The 19,126-nt window shown below is 64.0% G+C and carries 14 protein-coding genes; 7 read left to right on the forward strand and 7 right to left on the reverse strand.

Going from position 1 to position 19,126, the window contains the following annotated elements; all coding sequences use genetic code 11:
* Positions 1–4 precede the first annotated feature (4 nt).
* Positions 5–892, forward strand: a complete 888-nt coding sequence (locus NKI20_RS04645; RefSeq protein WP_352603049.1) for a sigma-70 family RNA polymerase sigma factor — start codon at positions 5–7, stop codon at positions 890–892.
* Between the two features lie 33 nt (positions 893–925).
* Here NKI20_RS04645 and NKI20_RS04650 read toward each other — a convergent pair whose 3' ends face one another.
* On the reverse strand, positions 926–4,906 hold the full coding sequence (locus NKI20_RS04650) for an AsmA family protein (protein WP_352828694.1): 3,981 nt from the start codon (positions 4,904–4,906) through the stop codon (positions 926–928).
* A 131-nt stretch (positions 4,907–5,037) separates the two neighbouring features.
* Here NKI20_RS04650 and NKI20_RS04655 point away from each other — a divergent pair, with 131 nt between their 5' ends.
* On the forward strand, positions 5,038–6,009 hold the full coding sequence (locus NKI20_RS04655) for a Dyp-type peroxidase (protein WP_352828697.1): 972 nt from the start codon (positions 5,038–5,040) through the stop codon (positions 6,007–6,009).
* Between the two features lie 35 nt (positions 6,010–6,044).
* Here NKI20_RS04655 and NKI20_RS04660 read toward each other — a convergent pair whose 3' ends face one another.
* On the reverse strand, positions 6,045–7,460 hold the full coding sequence (locus tag NKI20_RS04660) for an FAD-binding oxidoreductase (RefSeq protein WP_352828700.1): 1,416 nt from the start codon (positions 7,458–7,460) through the stop codon (positions 6,045–6,047).
* Between the two features lie 184 nt (positions 7,461–7,644).
* Here NKI20_RS04660 and NKI20_RS04665 point away from each other — a divergent pair, with 184 nt between their 5' ends.
* Together NKI20_RS04665 and NKI20_RS04670 are read left to right on the forward strand one after the other, a co-directional pair.
* A complete protein-coding gene (locus tag NKI20_RS04665) occupies positions 7,645–8,130 on the forward strand; it encodes a thioesterase family protein (RefSeq protein WP_352828703.1) in 486 nt (161 codons plus the stop codon).
* A gap of 145 nt (positions 8,131–8,275) precedes the next feature.
* Positions 8,276–8,473, forward strand: a complete 198-nt coding sequence (locus tag NKI20_RS04670; RefSeq protein WP_023757051.1) for a hypothetical protein — start codon at positions 8,276–8,278, stop codon at positions 8,471–8,473.
* A gap of 14 nt (positions 8,474–8,487) precedes the next feature.
* Here NKI20_RS04670 and NKI20_RS04675 read toward each other — a convergent pair whose 3' ends face one another.
* Complete coding sequence (locus NKI20_RS04675) at positions 8,488–8,967, reverse strand: Lrp/AsnC family transcriptional regulator (RefSeq protein ID WP_352828707.1); 480 nt, start codon at positions 8,965–8,967, stop codon at positions 8,488–8,490.
* Between the two features lie 89 nt (positions 8,968–9,056).
* On the opposite strand from NKI20_RS04675, the gene NKI20_RS04680 reads away from it, so the two are divergent.
* Positions 9,057–9,959: an EamA family transporter gene (locus NKI20_RS04680; protein WP_352828710.1), complete on the forward strand. Its 903-nt coding sequence runs from the start codon at positions 9,057–9,059 to the stop codon at positions 9,957–9,959.
* 3 nt (positions 9,960–9,962) lie between these two features.
* Here NKI20_RS04680 and NKI20_RS04685 read toward each other — a convergent pair whose 3' ends face one another.
* Positions 9,963–10,853, reverse strand: a complete 891-nt coding sequence (locus tag NKI20_RS04685; RefSeq protein WP_352828782.1) for a dienelactone hydrolase family protein — start codon at positions 10,851–10,853, stop codon at positions 9,963–9,965.
* Between the two features lie 621 nt (positions 10,854–11,474).
* On the opposite strand from NKI20_RS04685, the gene NKI20_RS04690 reads away from it, so the two are divergent.
* Complete coding sequence (locus NKI20_RS04690) at positions 11,475–11,708, forward strand: hypothetical protein (protein WP_352828713.1); 234 nt, start codon at positions 11,475–11,477, stop codon at positions 11,706–11,708.
* Positions 11,709–11,727: 19 nt separating this feature from the next.
* On the opposite strand, the gene NKI20_RS04695 is transcribed toward NKI20_RS04690, so the two are convergent.
* Positions 11,728–14,043: a glucose/quinate/shikimate family membrane-bound PQQ-dependent dehydrogenase gene (locus NKI20_RS04695; RefSeq protein WP_352828716.1), complete on the reverse strand. Its 2,316-nt coding sequence runs from the start codon at positions 14,041–14,043 to the stop codon at positions 11,728–11,730.
* 319 nt (positions 14,044–14,362) lie between these two features.
* Between NKI20_RS04695 and NKI20_RS04700 the strand changes: the two genes are divergently transcribed.
* The gene (locus NKI20_RS04700) at positions 14,363–17,059 is read left to right on the forward strand and encodes an ATP-dependent helicase (RefSeq protein ID WP_352828719.1); all 2,697 of its coding nucleotides are present in this window, start codon (positions 14,363–14,365) and stop codon (positions 17,057–17,059) included.
* A 163-nt stretch (positions 17,060–17,222) separates the two neighbouring features.
* On the opposite strand, the gene NKI20_RS04705 is transcribed toward NKI20_RS04700, so the two are convergent.
* A complete protein-coding gene (locus tag NKI20_RS04705; protein ID WP_352828722.1) occupies positions 17,223–18,272 on the reverse strand; it encodes an ABC transporter permease in 1,050 nt (349 codons plus the stop codon).
* Positions 18,269–19,066, reverse strand: a complete 798-nt coding sequence (locus NKI20_RS04710) for an ATP-binding cassette domain-containing protein (protein WP_352603071.1) — start codon at positions 19,064–19,066, stop codon at positions 18,269–18,271. The genes NKI20_RS04705 and NKI20_RS04710 overlap by 4 nt, the downstream gene beginning before the upstream one ends.
* Between the last annotated feature and the right edge of the window lie 60 nt (positions 19,067–19,126).

Genomic DNA, 19,126 nt, shown 5'->3' on the forward strand with positions numbered 1-19,126 from the left:
ACGCATGAACATCACCATTGACGTCCAACAACGCGAAGTCTTCAGCCGCCTGTTCGGCGAACTGCGTCCAAAGCTGCACCGCTACTGCGCCCGCATGACGGGCTCAGTCATCGACGGTGAAGACGTGGTGCAGGAAACCCTGGCCAAGGCATTCGAGGCGCTGCCGAATACCGGCCCGATCGCCAATCCGGAGGGCTGGCTGTTCCGCATCGCCCACAATACGGCGCTCGACTTCCTGCGCCGGCGAGCCCGTGAAAAGTCTTTTTCCGATGAGGACCTGGACATGATCGTCGATCCGGCAAACCCCACTGCCGCCCGTCAGGCCGCGGCGGCCGGCCTTCATACCTTCATGCGCCTTCCCGTCACGCAGCGAAGCAGCGTCATCATGATGGACGTTCTGGGCTATTCACTGCAGGAGATCAGCGCCACGCTCGACACCAGCATCCCCGCCATAAAGGCGGCGCTGCATCGTGGTCGTCATCGGCTGCGCCATCTTGCGGACGAACCGGACGACCGCCCTGTTCCGAGATTGAGCGGCGCAGAGCGTCTGCTGCTCGATGCTTACATCGATCGGTTCAACGCCCGCGATTTCGACGCCGTGCGCGACATGCTGGCCGATGAGGTGCGGCTGGAGCTGGTGGCAAGGACGCGGCTGAATGGTCGCCAGGAGGTCGGCACCTACTTCCACAACTATTCCCAGGTGCAGGATTGGCGTTTCGTGGCGGGCTTTATCGAGGGCAGGCCGGCAGCCCTCGTCCGCGACAGCGATGATCCAGCGGCGCGGCCATCCTATTTCATCCTGCTGGCCTGGCAGGACGGCAAACTCTTGACCGTCCGAGATTTCCGCCACGCCCGCTATGTCACCGACTGCGCCGAACTGCTCGTTCTCTGAGACTATCCCAGGACGGGAAAAGCCTCCTGCTGCCTACTGCAGCGACTTCAGCAGATTGTCGATGGTGAACGGATTGGACTTCGGCTTGGCCGGCGGCGGGTTGTCGCGAGCCTCCGGCAGCGGCGCACGCTCCACCTTCGGAGCCTGTGCGGCGTTGCGTTTAGCCTCGAGCCTTGCCTTCTCCTGCGGCGAGGCAATGCGCATCGCCTCTTCCGCCTTCTGCCGCTCCTGATCGGCCTGCGCCTTGGCGGCCTCGTCGGCAGCCTGCTGTTCGGCCGCGGCCTTCGCGTCGGCATCCGCCTTCGCCTTCGCATCCGCTTCAGCCTGGGCCTTGGCGTCGGCCTCGGCTTTCGCTTGCGCATCCGCTTCAGCCTGGGCCTTGGCGTCGGCCTCGGCTTTCGCCTGCGCATCCGCTTCGGCCTTCGCCTCAGCCTCGGCCTTAAGCCGCGCTGCTTCCTCCTGCTTGCGCAATTCCTCGGCGGCCTTGTCACGCTCATCCTGCAGCGCCGCGTAGTAGCGTACCTCGCGCCGCAGCCGCTGCTTTTCGAGCAATTCGGCCTGCATCGCCTCGACACGCTGCTGCTCCCTTTCCAGCGCGCGCTGGGTCAGGAACTGCGCCAGCGGCTCGCTGTCGAACTCTCGTTTCACCGCGCCGAGGGGCCCCTCGGCGGTGAAATTCACCGTCGGCTCGGAGCCGACCAGGGCTTCATCGCCCGGCCGATAGGCGATCGTCCCCTTGGCGGAAATCTTGCTGGTATTGAGATCGGCCTCAATGTCGGCGGACAAGGTCGCTGCCGGATTCTCGAGGTTGACCGGCGGCGCCCTGAGCATACCGCCAGCAACCGTGAAGGCGACATCGGTGTCCTTGGCGGCAAAACTGCCGTCGGCGGCGATTTCAGGCGCGAAGCCGGCGGTCTTGGCCGCATCGATATCGCGACCGATCGCATCCGCCTTGGCGAGGAATGCACTGAACGCATCGGGATTGACGCCGGCGACCTGCAAGCCCCTCAACGCCGCCGTACCGGAGCCGGACAAGGCGGCCACCATCCCTTCGACCGATTTGCCGCTGCTTGACAGCGCCGTCGAGAAATCACCATTGCCGCTGATGCCGGCATCCGGCAGCATGGTCGCAAGATCGGCGCCGGCCAATTTCATCTGCCCGGTGAAAAGTCCGGTACCGTCATTGTTCTTCAGCTCGAACAGGCCGGTCAGCGCGCCACCCAGCAATTTCGCCTTGAGATCCGAAACGCGAATACCTTCCTGGTCGAGCTTGAGCGAAAAGGCGGCATCATACGCAGTGGCGAACCGACCGGCGGCAAGGGCTGCCGTCGTCAGATCGAGATCGGCGGTGAACGGCAGGCTGGATTTCTGGCTGATCGGCGTGGCCGGCCACGCCCCACCCTTATCGGCCCCTTCCTTGTCGGCAAGAAAGGCGGAATCGCCAAACAGCGCCACCGCCATCGGATCGAGATCAAGTTCGTCGAGCACCAGCGCTCCGGCCAGATGCGGCACGCCGTCCTTCACGTCGACATTGACGTCGCCGGACACCGCCGCTTCGTTGATGGCGCCGCTGAGTTCGTCCAGCACCAGCAGCCCGTTGCCATAATCACCCTGCGCGGAGAGCGACGTCGACATGCCGGCCCCCATGCCTGGCAGGCCGATGCCTGATGTCATCAGCCATGGTTCGATGTCGGCGGCGTCGAGGCTAAGCTTGCCCTTGGCGGCGAGGCCTTGCGGCGTATCGGCGATCGTCCCCTCGAATCCGGCCTTGAAGTCGTCGCCGGCAAGGCTGAAACTTGTCGCCAGGCCGCCGCCAAGCGTGCCCTTGGCTTGGATGTCCGTGCTTGCCTCGCCCAGCATGCCAAGCGGCAGCGCCGGCAGGCCGTAGAGCGCCAGCAGCGCAGTGGCGTCAGGATTTTTGGCGTTGAAGGTCAACGCCACCGGCGCTTCGAGAAGCTTGTCCCCCGCCCCCCTTCCCGACAGCGACGCGGAAAAAGCCGACCCGCCGGCCTTCCCTTGCCCGCTCACCGCCAGGCCCGAGGTGCCATCGCCATTGTCGGCGGCACTCGCCACCAGGTCGACGCGCGCATCCTGGAACAGCTCGGGATAGGCGGCGGCACGGCTTGCCAGTCCCTTGAGCACGGCGCTGTCGGGATAATGCTGGGCGGCGACGTCGATCAGTGGCTTAAGGTCGACGGCAACCACCGAGGCGTCGAGCTTGCCGGTCGGACGTGCCGGGAAATCCTTGATCCTGCCGGTGGCGCTGATCGAGGCGCCGGCCAGCCCGCCCACCGACAGCCGGTCGATTTCGAGCAGCCCGTCGCGCAACCTCAGCGCGGTATCGACCGTGTCGGCGGTCAGCCCGCCGGCGCTGACCGGCCCTGCCTTGATCTGGAAATCGAGGTCGCGGTCGGCAAATCGATTGGCGCCCTTGTCGCTGACGAAGATCGAGGCAAAGGCCGCCAGGCCGTCGACATCGAGCTCGCCGCCTTCGAGCCGCATCAGCACCGACGGCTTGGCATCATCAGGTTGGCTAGCATCGATGCGGCCGGAAAACTTCGCCTTGCCCAGGATCAGTTCGAGGTCACTGAAGGCCTGCCGCTTTTCCGAGAGGTCGACCTTGGCTTTGAAGCCGGCGGCGGGCAAACGGCGGATCGCCTCGTCGACGTCCTTCGACAGCCACGCTGCAAAACCCGAAGGCTGAGCCACGGCCAGCAGCAACGAGCCGTTGAAGCCGAAATGGCCCTCCACATTGAGCAAGACCTTGCCATCGGCTTCCAGCCTGGTGCGACCGGGCAAGGTCGCTGCAAGCGATTTCACCGACCAGCCGCCATCGACCGGCTCGGCGGAAAGATGAACGTCGCGCACCGTGGTGTCGCCGGCCACCACCGCTGGCAGCTTGACCTCGACGGTACCGGGAATGGTCGGCTTCGGCAGATCGAGCAAAGCCTGCTCCAGCCCTGCAATGCGCTGATCCAATGTCAGGCCGGCACCAGCTTGCGCACCCACGGCCTCGTCGAGCTGCACCTGAGCGCCACTGGCTTCGATGGCAAAGCTCGGCTTTAGCCCGAGATCGACCGAGGCCTTGCCGTCGGCGGTGTAGGGATTGTCGAGCGGCCCGGTCTCGAAGCGAAATTCGTCGACGCCCAACTTCTGATGGTCGAGCGAAAACTTGCCGTTCAGGCGAAAGCCCGGATCGGGCTTGCCGCCAGAGACCTTCACCGTCTCGCCATCAGTGCCACGCAGCTCTGCGCTGTTCTTGTCGGCGCCATTCTTGTCCTGATTTGAAATCTTGAACTGGCCCGAATAGACGGCCGCCCCATTGACGATGCCGGCATTGCCGTCGGTCTCGATGACCAGCGGATAGGCATCGGGATCGGCCTTCAGCCGAAGCCGCATCTGTCCGGTGCCTTCTGCCTTGCCGGTGGAGGCCGCGACCGCGGTGCGCAACCCGTCCAGCCGAAGCGTGCCGTCCATGCGCCACGGGCCGGCCAGCGACTTGGCCGAAATGGTCGAGTTGATCTCGGACATGAGATGGCTGCGCCCGCCGGCCGCATGGCGCAGCTCGACCTGGCCTTCCGTCACCGTCAGCTTTTCGATCGAGATCTGGTTGAGATCGAACGGCGAGGACGGCCGCATCGCCCAGTCGACCGTGCCATCATTGGCGATATCGATGGTCGCTTTCGGCCGCACCAGCCGCATGTCGAAGATCAGCACTTCACCGCGCAGGAAGGGTGCCAGTTCCGCATCCATCGAAAACGTCTCGACGGTCATGGCCGGCTGGCCGTTGGGGCCGCCGGCGACGGCGACATTTGCGAAGGTCACCGACGGGAACGGCAACAGCCTGGCCGTGGCGTCGCCCCGCACGGTCACCTTGCGGCCGAGAATGGCGCTTGCCTCGCGTTCGAAATCGGCGCGGTAGCTAGTCCAGTCGACAAAATACGGCACCACCAGCGCCGCACAGAGCACCAGCACAAAAAGGCCACCGAAGGTCACGAACAGGCGAGCGAGCATCAGCTCCGAACAGGTTGATTGAAATTCTGCCGCACTCTACCCGCATCCGCGTGTCGATAAAGAGGCAATTCATCCGGTGTTGCGTGATGTCCGGTGATCTGAAACAAATCCCGGCGAAGTGGAGAATTTAGATGTCGGGCAAGAACTGGGATCGCGTGCCTATCGACGCGCAAAGTATCGACGCTCCGCTGTCGCTTTCGGCGGTCTTTCTTGTCGTCAATGTCGCCAACGAGCGGAGCGCGCTCGCCAAGGTCGCCTCCGTGCTCGGAGAACTTGATGATCTGGTGAAGAATGTCGGATTCCGTGACCTTTCGGGACGGCTTTCGTGCATTGCCGGCATCGGCCGCGATCTCTGGGATCGTCTTTCTCCAGATCGGCGGCCGATGGAACTCAAACCGTTCGCGCCGATCAAGGGCGCTGTTCATTCGGCCCCTTCGACCGCCGGCGACCTTCTTTTCCACATCCGCTCCGAACGTCCCGACATGTGCTTCGAGTTCGAGCGCATTCTGCTCGACAATCTCGGTGACGGCGTGAACGTCGTCGACGAAGTCTCGGGCTTTCGCTATTTCGATGCGCGCGACCTGCTCGGCTTCGTCGACGGCACGGCCAACCCGACCGGGCTGGATCTGCCGGCCTCAGCGCTCGTCGGCGATGAGGATGCCGACTTCGCCGGAGGCAGCTATGTCGTCGTTCAGAAATACCTGCACGATCTCCAGGCGTGGGCGCGAACCCCGACACCGCTCCAGGAAGAGATCATCGGCCGCACCAAGATCGACAACATCGAAATCGACGATGACGACGCCCCGCGCAAGTCGCACAAGTCGCTCGCCACCATCGAAGATGCCGACGGTAACGAATACGACATATTGCGCGACAACATGCCCTTCGGCCGACCGGGACAGCAGGAGTTCGGCACCTACTTTATCGGCTATAGCAGGTACCTCTGGGTGACCGAGAAGATGCTGCAGCGCATGTATATCGGTGAGCCGCCGGGCGCCTACGACCGGCTGCTTGATTTCTCCACGCCGCACACCGGTACGACGTTCTTCGCGCCAACCCGCTCCATGCTGCAAACCCTTGTTCAGGGCGCACAGGAGAAGTAGGCAATCACTCGGTTCGTCGCTGGATCGGATCCCCTTCAGTCTATCCCCGGCAATATCTTGCCCGGATTCATGATGTTTTGCGGATCGAGAGCCTGCTTGATGGTGCGCATGATGTCGACGCCGTGGCCGAGTTCATGGCGCAGGAAGCCGATCTTGCCTTGGCCGATGCCGTGCTCGCCGGTGCAGGTGCCATCCATGGCGATCGCCCGCGTGTTGAGCCGCGCGACGAATTTTTCCGACTGCGCGATCTCCTTGGGATCGTTAACATCCATCAGCACCAGCACGTGAAAATTACCGTCGCCGGCATGGCCGACGATCGGCGCGATCAGGCCCATCTCGGCGATATCGGCTTCGGTTTCCATGACACATTCGGCAAGGCGCGAAATCGGCACGCAGACATCGGTCGACAGGCCCTTGGCGCCCGGCCGCAGCGTCAGCGACGACCAGTAGGCGTCGTGCCTTGCCTTCCACAGTTTCGTCCGTTCCTCGGCGACGCTGGTCCACAGGAACGGCCCGCCGCCATTCTCTTCGGCGATCATGCCGAAAGTCTCGGCTTGTTCGGCCACACCGGCATCGCTGCCGTGGAACTCGACGAACAGGCACGGGCTCTCGGGATAGTCGAGCTTCGAATAATTCTTCATCGCCCGCATCTGCAAGGCGTTGACCAGCTCGATGCGCGCCACCGGAATGCCCATCTGGATCGTCGCGATGACCGCGTTGCAGGCCGCCTCGACGCTCGGAAACGGGCAGACGCCGCCGGAGATCGCTTGCGGGATGCCTTGCAGCTTCAAGGTCAGCGAGGTGATGATACCGAGCGTGCCTTCCGAGCCGACCAGCAGCCGCGTCAAATCATAGCCGGCCGAGCTCTTTTTCGCGCGCTTGCCGGTCGTCACCGTCTCGCCGTCGGCCATGACGGCCGTCAGCGAAAGCACATTCTCGCGCATCGTGCCGTAGCGCACCGCATTGGTGCCGGATGCGCGTGTCGCCGCCATGCCGCCAAGTGAGGCATTGGCGCCGGGATCGATCGGAAAGAACAGGCCGGTGTCGCGCAGATGTCGGTTCAGATCCTCGCGGGTAACGCCGGGCTCGACCGTGCAGTCGAGATCCTGCTGATTGACCGCGAGAATGCGGTTCATGCGCGAGGTGTCGACCGATATGCCACCGCCCGGTGCGTTGGTGTGCCCCTCCAGCGACGAACCGACGCCGAAGGCGATCACCGGCACGCGGTGCGCGGCGCAGGCGCGCACGATCTCCTGCACCTCGGCCGTCGTCTCCGGGAAAGCGACGCCGTCCGGCGCCTGCGTCGGAATATAGGTGGTGGTGTGCGCGTGCTGCGAGCGGATGGCCTCGCCGGTCTGGAAGCGTTCGCCGAGCCGCTGCTTGAGGATGCCGAGCACCGCAGCGATGCCTTCCTCGTTGCGTTCGACCGGGTTGAGGTCGCTCAGAGCCATGAATTCCTCCGCGAATGGACCAGCGCCCATGCTTGTTATGCGTCTATGGATGCCTAAAGCAATTCCAGGAAAAGTGCGAAGCGGTTTTCCCGGGAAACCGCGTAGCGCTTTCCCTGAGGAATTGCGTCAGAATGAAGACACTCACCGGCCACGCTCTGTCCAGCACCAGAACAAGGAAGTTTCGATGCCCATCCCCGCCCCCTTCGTCTCCAAACCCATGGACATCGAGAAGGACTGGATCGACTACAACGGCCATCTTAACATGGCCTATTACAACGTGCTGTTCGACCGCTGCTCGGACAAAGCCTTCGAAGCGATAGGCATGGGGCTGGATTACGTGAGTCAGCGGCGGCTCACCATCTACACAGCCGAAGTCCATGTCTGCTACGTGCAGGAGCTGCATCTCGGGCACAAGGTCACGGTCTCCTTCCAACTCCTCGACCATGACGACAAGCGGCTGCGGGCCTACCAGGAAATCCGCCACGTCGACGGCTGGCTCGCCGCCACCTCCGAGACCCTGTCACTGCATGTCGACATGTCCGGGCCGAAGGTGGCGCCCTTCCCAGCCGATGTGCTTGCCAAAGTCGAAGCCATGCGCGCCGCCCATTCGGCACTGCCGATGCCGGAGCGCGCCGGCCGTTCAATCGGGATTCGCCGCAAGCCAGCTTGAAGCCGCTTGGCGCCCGCGTTAACCTTACCGAGGTTTTAACGGGAAGAAGCCAATTGAGCCGTTGAACGACTCAGCGGAGCGGTTGAAAACGATCGCATTGGGTTGCGATGCGGGCGGCGCGGCGAAGCCGGTTCGAGGAAAGTGCATGAAAACCGACATCAAGGTCGAAGTGGACAAGCTGGCTGCCGATCCGCGCATCACCGACTATGATTTCTGGCGCTCGCTCAAGAATGTCGACAACGAGATCTTCCATATTGCCAACAACAACGAGCCGATCCCGTTCGACATGATCCGCTGGCGCACCATCCTGAAGCGCGCCCGCCTGAAGCGCGGCCACGCATAAACGTTCCTGCTCGCTCAAACCGTACGCTTCACCGCTGCCAGTGGTGAGCGCGCCACCACCGGCGACGACTGGATGATCGCCGTATTGGTCATCGCGTAAGGGATGATGCGGTCGATCACACGCTCAAGTTCGGCCACCGAGCCGACATGCGCCAGCGCGATGAAACAATCTTCGCCGGTCACCCGGTCGCATTGTGCGATCTCAGGCAGATCGCGGATGATCTCGGCCACGACAGCCAGTTGCCCCGGTACCGGACGGATGCGCAGCCACGCCGACACCGGCAGGCCGAGTGCCGCGGGATTGATCCTGACTGAATAGGCCTCGATGACCCCGCTCTCCTGCAACCGCTTGATGCGCTCGGCCACGCTCGGCGCCGACAGGCCGACCGAGCGCGCAAGCTCCGCCGTGCTGATGCGCGCGTCCTTTTCCAGCAAGCGCAGGATTTTCATATCCGCGGCATCGAGGTTGGCGCTTTCAATCCGAAGGCGTTTCATGGAAAAATCCTTGCTTCCGTGAGGATACCGGCCGGAAAAGCCAATCATCACCCATATGAACAGGCAAAACCGCCTGCGATACTGATCCGATGGATGATCAGACGCAAGCTCCTGCGGCAGACCCCGCCGTTGCCGGCCTTCCCTTCCGCAGGCTAGCGACAACACTGCCGCCGCATGTCTGGTTCGGCGTCAGCGCCGTCTTCCATTATCTCGGGCCGGCATTTGCCGTGCTGCTTTTCCCGCATGTCGGCGTGCTCGGCATGGCCTGGCTGCGCATCGCTGCCGCCGCGCTGATCTTCGCACCAATGACCCGTCCATGGCGAACGCTCGTCCGCGCCGATCGCTCGAGCCGGCTGCTGTTGCTGGCCTTCGGCGCCTGCCTGGCGGTGATGAACTGTTCGTTCTACCTGGCGCTCGATCGCTTGCCGATCTCGCTGGTGGCGGCGATCGAATTCGTCGGCACCATCGGTGTCGCGGTGATCGGGCTCAGGACCACGCGCAATCTCGCCGCCCTTGCCATTGCCGTCGCCGGCACCTTGCTCCTCATCGACGTCAAGTGGTCGAGTGATCCCCTTGGACTGTTCTGGGCCTTCCTCAACGGTACTCTGTTTGTCGGCTACATCGTGCTCGGGCACCGCATCGCCGCTTCAGGCGCGGGCGGCGGCATCGCCAGTCTTGGTGCCGCCATGGCGATCGCTTTCATCATCGTGCTGCCGATCGGCTTCAGAGATGCACTGCCGGCCTTTTTCTCACGGCCGCTGCTGCTCGCCGCCATCGGCGTCGGCATCTGCTCCTCCGTCATTCCTTACATCTGCGACCAACTCGCCATGTCGCGGCTGCCGCGCGCCAGCTTCGCGCTGATGCTGTCGCTGCTGCCGGTCACCGCGACGCTGATCGGCGTCATCGTGCTGCGCCAGATTCCAAGCCTCACCGATTGCCTCGGCATTGCGCTGGTGGTCGCCGGCGTCGCCTTCCACAAACCGGCTCGCTGAGAGCTACGCCAGCTTCTCCTTCAGGAAGGCGATCGTGCGTCCCCAGGCGAGATCGGCCGCTTTCTTGTCGTAGCGGGCGGCCGAGGTGTCGTTGTTGAAGGCATGGTTGGCGCCTTCATAGACATAGACCGTGTATTCGACATGCGCGGCGTCGAGCGCCTTCTTGAAGGCATCGATGCCGGCATTGATGCGCTCGTCCAGTCCGCCATAGTGCAGCAGCAAGGTCGCCTTAATCTTCGACACATCGGCGGCGTTCGGCTGCATGCCATAATATGCGACGGCGGCATTGAGATCTGGCGCGTTGACGGCAAGCATGTTGACCGTGCCGCCACCCCAGCAGAAGCCGACGGCACCGACCTTGCCGTTGCCGTCCTTGTCGCTCTTGAGGAAAGCGACAGTCGCTACACCATCGGCAATGGTCTGCGCCGAATCGAGCTTGGTGAACATGTCGCGCGCCTTGTCCTCATCGGCCGGAGTGCCGCCGAGCGGCGACAGAAAATCCGGCGCCAGCGCCACGAACCCTTCCAGCGCTACGCGTCGCGCTACGTCGCGGATATGCGGGTTGAGTCCCCTGTTCTCATGCACGACGATGACCGTGCCAAGCTTACCCGCCTGATCCGCCGGCTTGACCAGGTAGCCCTTCATCTCGCCGCTGCTGCCGGGATAGCTGATGTCCTCACCCTTCACCCGCGGATCGTTGTCGGCAACGATTGCCGCCTGGGCGGAATTCGCCGCCAGAAGCGGCGCGATCGCCGCAGCCGCCGCGCCTGATCCGGCAAGCCGGGTCAGTTGCTCCATGAAGCGGCGGCGGTCGAGTGTCAGATGCGTGTACTCGTCATAGGCATCGATCATCGCCTGGGTGATGGTGGGTGTCGGGGCAGCTGATTTCGGCATGGTGCACTCCTCGGCTTCGAGCTTCGATACCTGAGCTACATAGGGACCGAGGCGGCATGATCCAGTCGAGCGCCCGCTCGCGGTCACGCAAGTGCGGCCGGCAAGGCCGGCGCCGCGGGCGCCCATGTCATCACCTCTTGGTCATCGGCGATAATCCTGCTGGCGCTGCCACAATAATGAAAGAAGCTCTCCGCTATCGATGGCACCTTGACCGGCATGCCTCACATGTCCCGACTCGAAAGGAGCGAGCAATGACCATGCCTCACCCGATCCTCGCGCGCACGATCGTCCTTGCCGCCGCTACGGCTCCGGCACTACTCTCGGCGGCTGTGGATGCGGGCAGACGATCTTTGGTCAGCGTCCGCTGTGACCGGAACCGCTCTACAAACGCGAAAACCCAAGGTTGAGGTGAGACCATGAACGTCCAGGATATCGTCAACACCGTCTCGCAGAAAGCGGGCCTCGACCAGGCGACGACGGAGAAAGTCGTCGGCACCATCTTCTCGGTGCTCGAACATGAGGCGGAAGGCACCAGCGCCTCGGCGTTTTTCGCCAAGATCCCCGGCGCCGACGACCTCGCCCACCAGTATGATGTCATGGCCGCCGCTCCGGCTGGCGGTGGTGGCGGGTTCCTGTCGTCGTTGCAAGGCGCCGCTTGGCGGGGTTCTCGGCGAAAAGGCCGGCGCGCTGGTCAACGGCCTCGCGGCGCTCAAGGCGTCCGGGCTCGATTTGGCTCAGATCCAGAAGGCCGGCGAAACGCTGGTCCAGCAAGCCGAAGCCGCCGCCGGCCCTGACCTCACCAACCGCATACTCGGATCGGTACCCAGCCTGAAAAGCCATCTGGGGCTCGGCTAGCTCATAGGTTGCGCCACCCTCACTTCGGCAGCGCGTAGGCCATCACATAGTCCCCCGGCTTGGTGCCGACCGAGCCGTGGCCGCCGGCGACGATGACCACGAACTGGCGGCCGTCGGCCACCATATAAGTCATCGGCGTCGATTGCCCGCCGGCAGGCAGCCGTGCCTGCCACAGCTGCTTGCCCGATGTCAGGTCATAGGCGCGCAGATAGTCATCGACCGCGGCGCCCAGGAAAGCGACGCCGCCGGCGGTGATCATCGGCCCGCCGATGCCAGGCACGCCGACCTTCAGCGGCAGCGGCAGCGGCGTCATGTCGTAGACGGTGCCGTTGCGGTGCTTGTAGGCGATGGTGCCGGTCCTGAGATCGACGCCGGCGACATAGCCCCAGGGCGGCGCCTGGCAAGGGATGCCGAGCGGCGACAGGAACGGCCCCATCACCACCGCATAGGGCGCGCCCTCGTTGCGGTTCAATCCCTGCTCGCTGCCGCGACCCTCGTCCGGCGGCGGCACCTGGTCGCGCGGAATGAGCTGCGACTTGAAGGCCAGGTAGGTCGGCATGCCGAACATCACCTGCCGGACCGGGTCGACAGCGACGCCACCCCAGTTGAAGGTGCCGAAATTGCCGGGATAGATCAGTGAGCCCTGGACGGAAGGCGGTGTATAGCGGCCTTCATAGCGCAGGGCCTGGAATTCGATTCGGCAGGCCAACTGGTCGAACATAGTGAGACCCCACATGTCGGCGCCGGTAAGCGGCTTCGGATTGAAGGTAAGATCCGACACCGGCTGCGTCGGCGACGTATGGTCGCCCTCGATGGCGCCGCCGGGTGCCGGCACTTCCTTGACCGCGATCACCGGCTCGCCGGTGCGCCGGTCGAGCACGTAGAGGTCGCCCTGCTTGGTCGGCCCGACCAGCGCCGGCACCACCGTGCCGTCCTCTTTGGTGATGTCGATCAGGCTCGGCTGGGCCGGCACGTCCATGTCCCAGAGATCGTGGTGCACGGTCTGCCGCACCCAGCGCAACTGCCCGGTGTTGAGGTCGAGCGCGGTGATCGACGACGAAAACTTCTCGACGTTGGCGCTGCGCCCGGCGCCGAGCTGGTCCGGCGTCTGGTTGCCAAGCGGCACATAGAGCAGGCCGAGCTTCTCGTCGGCGCTCGGCGTCGACCACATGTTGGGCGAGTTGGCGGTGTAGGTCTGGCCGGCCGCCAGCGGCGTCGTCTGGTCTGGATTGCCGGAATCCCAGTTCCACAGCAGCTTGCCGGTGGCAGCGTCGTAGGCACGGATGACGCCCGACGGCTCCTGCGTCGAATAATTGTCGTTGACCGCGCCGCCGACGATGATCTTGCCGCCTGATATCAGCGGCGCCGAGGTCGAGTAATAATAGCCCGACTTCGGATAGGGCATGTTGGTCAAAAGGTTCAGCGTGCCGCCCTCGGCGAAGGCGGGGCAGACCTGCCCGTTGGCGGCATCGAGCGCGATCAGCCGGGCGTCCGAGGTCGGCAGGTAGACGCGGGCAGCACATGGCTGGCCGGCGGCGATGGCCGCATCGGCATAATAGGACACGCCGCGGCAGGTTTGGTGCTGGCGGTCCTTGTCGAGCTTGATCTTGGGATCGTAGCGCCATTTCTCCTTGCCGCTCGCGGCATCGATGGCGATGGCGAAATTGTGTGGCGTGCAGATGTAGAGCGTGTCGCCGATCTTCAGCGGCGTCACCTGATAGGTGGTCTCGCCGACGTCGTCCGGTCCCTTGACGTCGCCGGTGCGGTAGGTCCACGCGGGCTGCAGCTTGGCGACATTGTCCGGCGTGATCTGGTCGAGCGGCGAATAGCGCTGGCCGAACTGCGTGCGTCCGTAATAGTGCCACTCGCCGGCCGGCACATCATTGCCGAGATTGGCGTTGGCGATCACCTTGTCGGTGCCGAGTTCGCCGGCAATGTCCTTCGGATCTGCCGTCATCGAGTAGCCGGCGACGGCAAGCGATGCCAGCACGGCAAGAATGAGCGGCGCGCGTGCATCGGGACCGGCAAGGCCCCGTCTCGCCCGCGGCGTCAGCAGCCAAAGCGCCACCAGCACGATGATGCCGCCGCGGGGGCCCAGTTCCCACCAATCGAACCCGGTCTCCCAGACGGCCCAGGCAAGCGTGCAGAGCACGATCGCCGCGTAAAGCCACAGCGCGGTGGACCTGCGCCGGTAAAGCAGCCAGGCTGTGATCAGGAAGGCGAGGCCGACTATGATGTAGTACCAGCTGCCGCCCATCGACGCCAACCAGATGCCTCCGCTGCCGAGCGCCAGGCCGATGAGCAAGAGAATGAGGGAGGTGACGGTGACAGCCAAGATGATACTCCTTCGACTGTTGCGCGCTCTCACACGCGGCCCTGGCAACCGGCGTTACCTTCCTGCCCTGGGCACACTTTCTCCTGCCCCGCGCGCCTGTCAAGCGCGCAGCACACGCTGAGGTAGAAATCCATCTTGCCTGCATCAGGGTTTTCCAGCAGTCTCGGCGCTGGGATAAGCGACAAGCCGCGCTCGTTCGGACATCGATTTTTCGTCGCTCTCGGTTACCGCGAGGCTTGAACGGCGATATCAGGCACTTTACCGGAACAAAACGTAGACACTTCTGGTCTTTCGCTCCCGAATCACTACATTCGGGGCAATGTCCGGCTTTTCCGAAGACATGCCTTTTTTCGACGAACCCAATGCGCGGCCTTCGGCCCCGTCGGGCATTGCCGCGCGCGCCATGGCTGCCCGCAGCGGCCACAACAACGCGCCCGACTACCTGAAAGGGCTCAACCCGGAACAGCGGCTGGCTGTGGAAACCACCGAAGGTCCGGTTCTGGTGCTGGCCGGAGCCGGTACCGGCAAGACCCGCGTCTTGACCACCCGCATCGCTCACATCCTTGCCACCGGCAAGGCCTTCCCCTCGCAGATCCTGGCGGTGACCTTCACCAACAAGGCCGCGCGCGAGATGAAGATCCGCATCGGCGTCCTGATCGGCGAAGGCAATGTCGAGGGCATGCCCTGGCTCGGCACCTTCCACTCGATTGGCGTCAAGCTGCTGCGCCGCCATGCGGAACTCGCCGGATTGAGATCCGACTTCACCATCCTCGACACCGACGATGTCGTACGGCTGATCAAGCAATTGATCCAGGCCGAGGGCCTCGACGACAAGCGCTGGCCAGCCAAGCAGTTCGCCCAGATGATCGACGGCTGGAAGAACAAGGGGCAAGGCCCGGCCGACATCGCCGAGGGCGACGCCCGCGCCTTCGCCAACGGCAAGGGCCGTGAACTCTACAAGGCCTATCAGGCGCGGCTGCAGACGCTGAACGCCTGCGACTTCGGCGACCTTCTGTGCCACCCGATCCGCATCTTCCGCGCCAATCCGGACGTGCTGAAGGAATACCACAAGCGCTTCAAATACATCCTTGTCGACGAGTATCAGGACACCAACACCGCCCAGTACATGTGGCTGCGGCTCCTGGCGCAGCGGCCGCAGTCCTCCCCCCTCGAGGGGGAGGTGCCCGCGAAGCGGGCGGAGGGGGTCGCCGCAGAAGGCACCTCCAGAACGTCGAGCACTGCCGCGAGGACCACACCCGACCGGGCTTCGCCCGGCCACCCTCCCCTCAAGGGGGAGGGATATCAGCGCAGCGCCACCGTAAACATCTGCTGCGTCGGCGACGACGACCAATCCATCTATGGCTGGCGCGGGGCCGAGGTCGACAATATCCTGCGCTTCGACAAGGATTTTCCCGGCGCCACCATCATCCGGCTGGAGCGAAACTACCGCTCGACCGCGCACATACTGGGCGCGGCCTCCCACCTCATCGCCCACAATGAGGGCCGCTTCGGCAAGACGCTGTTCACCGACCGCGACGAGCCGGAGGACGGCAAGGTGCATGTCCATGCCGCCTGGGATTCCGAGGAGGAAGCCCGCGCCGTCGGCGAGACCATCGAGGCCTACCAGCGCCAAAAGCACAATCTCAACGACATGGCGATCCTGGTCCGCGCCTCATTCCAGATGCGCGAGTTCGAGGACCGCTTCGTCACGCTCGGTCTCAACTACCGCGTCATCGGCGGCCCGCGCTTCTACGAGCGCATGGAAATCCGCGATGCGCTGGCCTTCTTCCGCGTGGTGGCGCAAGGCGCCGACGACCTCGCCTTCGAGCGCATCGTCAACGTGCCGAAGCGCGGCCTGGGCGAAGCCACTATCCGGCAGATCCACGACACCGCCCGCGCGCTCCGCATCCCGATGCTGGAAGCCGCGGCAAAACTCGCCGAAAGCGACGAGTTGAAGCCGAAGCCGCGCGCGGCATTGCGCGAAGTGGCCGCCAATTTCGAGCGCTGGCAGAAGGCGCTGGAAACCACGCCGCACACCGAACTCGCCGAAACCATTCTCGAAGAGAGCGGCTACACCGACATGTGGAAGAACGACCGCTCGGTCGAAGCGCCCGGCCGGCTGGAGAACCTGAAGGAGCTGATCCGCTCGATGGAGGAGTACGAATCGCTGCGCTCCTTCCTCGAGCATGTCGCGTTGGTCATGGACGCCGAGCAGAATGCCGAGCTTGATGCCGTCAACATCATGACGCTGCATTCGGCCAAGGGCCTCGAATTCGAGACCGTGTTCCTGCCCGGCTGGGAGGAAGGCCTGTTCCCGCACCAGCGCGCGCTCGATGAAGGCGGCCGCTCGGGGCTGGAGGAAGAGCGCCGCCTTGCCTATGTCGGCCTGACCCGCGCCAAGAAGAACCTGCATCTGTGGTTCGTCTCCAACCGCCGTATCCACGGCCTGTGGCAATCGACGATCCCATCGCGCTTCCTCGACGAACTGCCGGAAGCCCATGTCGAGGTCGCCGAAAGCGGCAACTCCTATGGCGGCTATGGCAATTCCTATGGCGGCGGTTCTTTTGCTTCCGGCCGCGGCGGCCAAGGCGCGGGAAGACAAAACCCCTATGGCGCCTCGCGCTTCGACAATGTCGGCGCCGACACCGAAAAATCCGGCGCCTTCTCCAACACCTACGCGACGCCGGGCTGGCAGCGCGTGCAGGCCAACCGCACCGAGGCGACCGATCGCAACTGGGGTTCGCGCTCCGGCCATCAGGTCGAGCGCATCGGCTATGGCGAGACGGACTCCGGCTACGGCGCCGGCCGCACCTCGGTCAAGGGCCGCACCATCGACGGCGAGCTGGTCGCCAAATCCGTCGCCGACAAGCCGTCCGCCTTCAGTGTCGGCGACCGCGTCTTCCACCAGAAATTCGGCAACGGCAACATTTCCGCTATCGAAGGCAACAAGCTGACCATCGACTTCGACAAGGCCGGCCAGAAACGCGTGCTGGACGGGTTCGTCGCGGCGGTGTGAGCGTCCGCTTGCCCCATCGTCCTACCATTCTCTGGCGGAAGCCCCCATCTTCGTCATCCACGGGCGGAGCAGGAGCGAAGCGACGTCGCGGAGACCCGAGGATGACGAAATGATGCGCGTCTGCGCCAATCGTCAGGCTTGCTGTCCGCCAAATCTTCGCCCCTCACCGATACCGCGCCTGGTTCCACTTATGGCCGAGCAGCGACAGGATGATGATCAGGCCGTTGAAGAACTGGACATAAAAGCCGCTCAACCCCGCCGCGACGACGCCGGTCTGGATGAACGACACGGTGACTGCGCCGATGGCGCCGCCGACCACGGTGCCGATGCCGCCCCAGGTTGGCGTGCCGCCGACGAACACCGATGCCAGCACCGGCAGCAGATAGCCGTCGCCGGCTGTCGGCCACCACGTGAAGTTGATCATCACCGAGAACGTTCCCGCGATCGCCGCTCCGATGCCGACGAAGACGAACACTTTCACGCGCACGCGCTTGACGTCGATGCCCATCTGCTGGGCGCTGTCGGGATTGTCGCCGACCACCCTCACCTGCGCGCCGAAGCGATGGCGGTTGTAGAGCATCGCCGACAGCACGACAAAGGCGATGGCCCAGAAGATCTGCACCGGGACGCCGAGGAGTTGGCCGGAGAAGATCGTGTAGGCCCAGCTGTCGGCAAGGCTGGTCAGCGCCATCGACTTGCCCTCGTTGATGATCTGGATCAGGCCGCGCAGCAGGAAATTCATGCCAAGCGTGGCGATCAGCGACGACAGCCCGCCATAGACCACCAGCGAACCGACGAGGAAACCAAGCAGCAAGCCGGTGATCAGCGCCGCAATGATACCGAGGAACGGATCGTAGCCGGCCTGCACGACCAGCGCGAAGACCCAGGAAGCAAAACCCATCGTCGCCGGAAACGACAGGTCGATCTCGCCGCAAGTGACGACGAAGACCAGCGGCACGACCACGAACAGCGCCACCGGCAGCGTCGTCAGCACTGAACGGTAGAGATACCAGGTGGTGAAGACAGTCGGGTTGGCGACCATGAACACCGCCATCATGATGATGAACACGCCGAGCGTGCCAAGCGAAGCGCGGTTGTCGAGGATGAACCCCCGCATCCAGTGATCGGATGGGTGCTTCCACTCCTTCTGGGGACTGGGGCGAGAAATGCCGGCCGCCGGTTCGTGCAGATCAGGTTCCATGGTCTTGCTCATCGTGCTCTCTGCTCCGCGTCGCCGGCATCGTGCAGTCCGGCCAATCCGCCCGGGTGTGCCACGTCTTCCATGAAGTTGATGAGGTCTTCGGCCGATTTGACCTCGCTCCGATCGGCGGTCAGCGCCACCTTGCCGCGGTCCATCACCACGAAGCGGTCGGCAATGTCGAAGACATGGTGGATGTTATGGCCGATGAACAGGATCGAGCGGCCGCTCGCCCGCACCTGGCGCACGAAATGGAAGACCTTGGCGGTCTCGGTCAGCGACAGCGCCGTCGTCGGCTCGTCAAGAATGATCAGCTCCGCCTGTTTGTAGATGGCGCGCGCGATCGCCACGCCCTGGCGCTCGCCGCCGGACAGCTGGCCAACGATCGAATGCGGCGTGAACACTTTCGAGGTGAAGCCGATCTCGCGCATCAGCCGGCTCGCCTCCTCGATCTCCTTGTTGACCCTGAGAAAGCCCATGAATCCGGTGAGTTCGCGGCCCATGAAGATGTTGCGCACGATCGTCTGCTGGACGGCCAGCGCCCGGTCCTGGAACACCGTCTCGATACCGGCATCGCGCGAGCGTGCCGCACTCCATCCGGTCACCGGCTTGCCGCGCACCAGGATTTCGCCGCTGGTCGGTTTGACCACGCCCGACAGTATCTTGATCAGCGTCGACTTGCCGGCGCCATTGTCGCCGATCAGGCCGACCACCTCGCCGCGGTCGACGCTGAGATTGACCCCGCCCAGCGCATAGACCTGACCGTAGGATTTGCTGATGTCGCGCAGTTCGATGATTCGTTCGGCCATGGCGATCCTCGCTTGATTGTCTCTTGCCGGCCTTAGCCAGCGGTCCCGCCGGCCGGGCTT

Source organism: Mesorhizobium sp. M0830 (assembly GCF_040319965.1).
Classification (GTDB): domain Bacteria; phylum Pseudomonadota; class Alphaproteobacteria; order Rhizobiales; family Rhizobiaceae; genus Mesorhizobium.

What these genes read in the sequence shown, in the direction of transcription:
- NKI20_RS04645 (WP_352603049.1), top strand. Translation starts at nt 5, where the DNA reads ATGAACATCACCATTGACGTCCAACAACGCGAAGTCTTCAGCCGCCTG.
- NKI20_RS04650 (WP_352828694.1), bottom strand. Translation starts at nt 4,906, where the DNA reads ATGCTCGCTCGCCTGTTCGTGACCTTCGGTGGCCTTTTTGTGCTGGTG.
- NKI20_RS04655 (WP_352828697.1), top strand. Translation starts at nt 5,038, where the DNA reads ATGTCGGGCAAGAACTGGGATCGCGTGCCTATCGACGCGCAAAGTATC.
- NKI20_RS04660 (WP_352828700.1), bottom strand. Translation starts at nt 7,460, where the DNA reads ATGGCTCTGAGCGACCTCAACCCGGTCGAACGCAACGAGGAAGGCATC.
- NKI20_RS04665 (WP_352828703.1), top strand. Translation starts at nt 7,645, where the DNA reads ATGCCCATCCCCGCCCCCTTCGTCTCCAAACCCATGGACATCGAGAAG.
- NKI20_RS04670 (WP_023757051.1), top strand. Translation starts at nt 8,276, where the DNA reads ATGAAAACCGACATCAAGGTCGAAGTGGACAAGCTGGCTGCCGATCCG.
- NKI20_RS04675 (WP_352828707.1), bottom strand. Translation starts at nt 8,967, where the DNA reads ATGAAACGCCTTCGGATTGAAAGCGCCAACCTCGATGCCGCGGATATG.
- NKI20_RS04680 (WP_352828710.1), top strand. Translation starts at nt 9,057, where the DNA reads ATGGATGATCAGACGCAAGCTCCTGCGGCAGACCCCGCCGTTGCCGGC.
- NKI20_RS04685 (WP_352828782.1), bottom strand. Translation starts at nt 10,853, where the DNA reads ATGCCGAAATCAGCTGCCCCGACACCCACCATCACCCAGGCGATGATC.
- NKI20_RS04700 (WP_352828719.1), top strand. Translation starts at nt 14,363, where the DNA reads ATGTCCGGCTTTTCCGAAGACATGCCTTTTTTCGACGAACCCAATGCG.
- NKI20_RS04705 (WP_352828722.1), bottom strand. Translation starts at nt 18,272, where the DNA reads ATGAGCAAGACCATGGAACCTGATCTGCACGAACCGGCGGCCGGCATT.
- NKI20_RS04710 (WP_352603071.1), bottom strand. Translation starts at nt 19,066, where the DNA reads ATGGCCGAACGAATCATCGAACTGCGCGACATCAGCAAATCCTACGGT.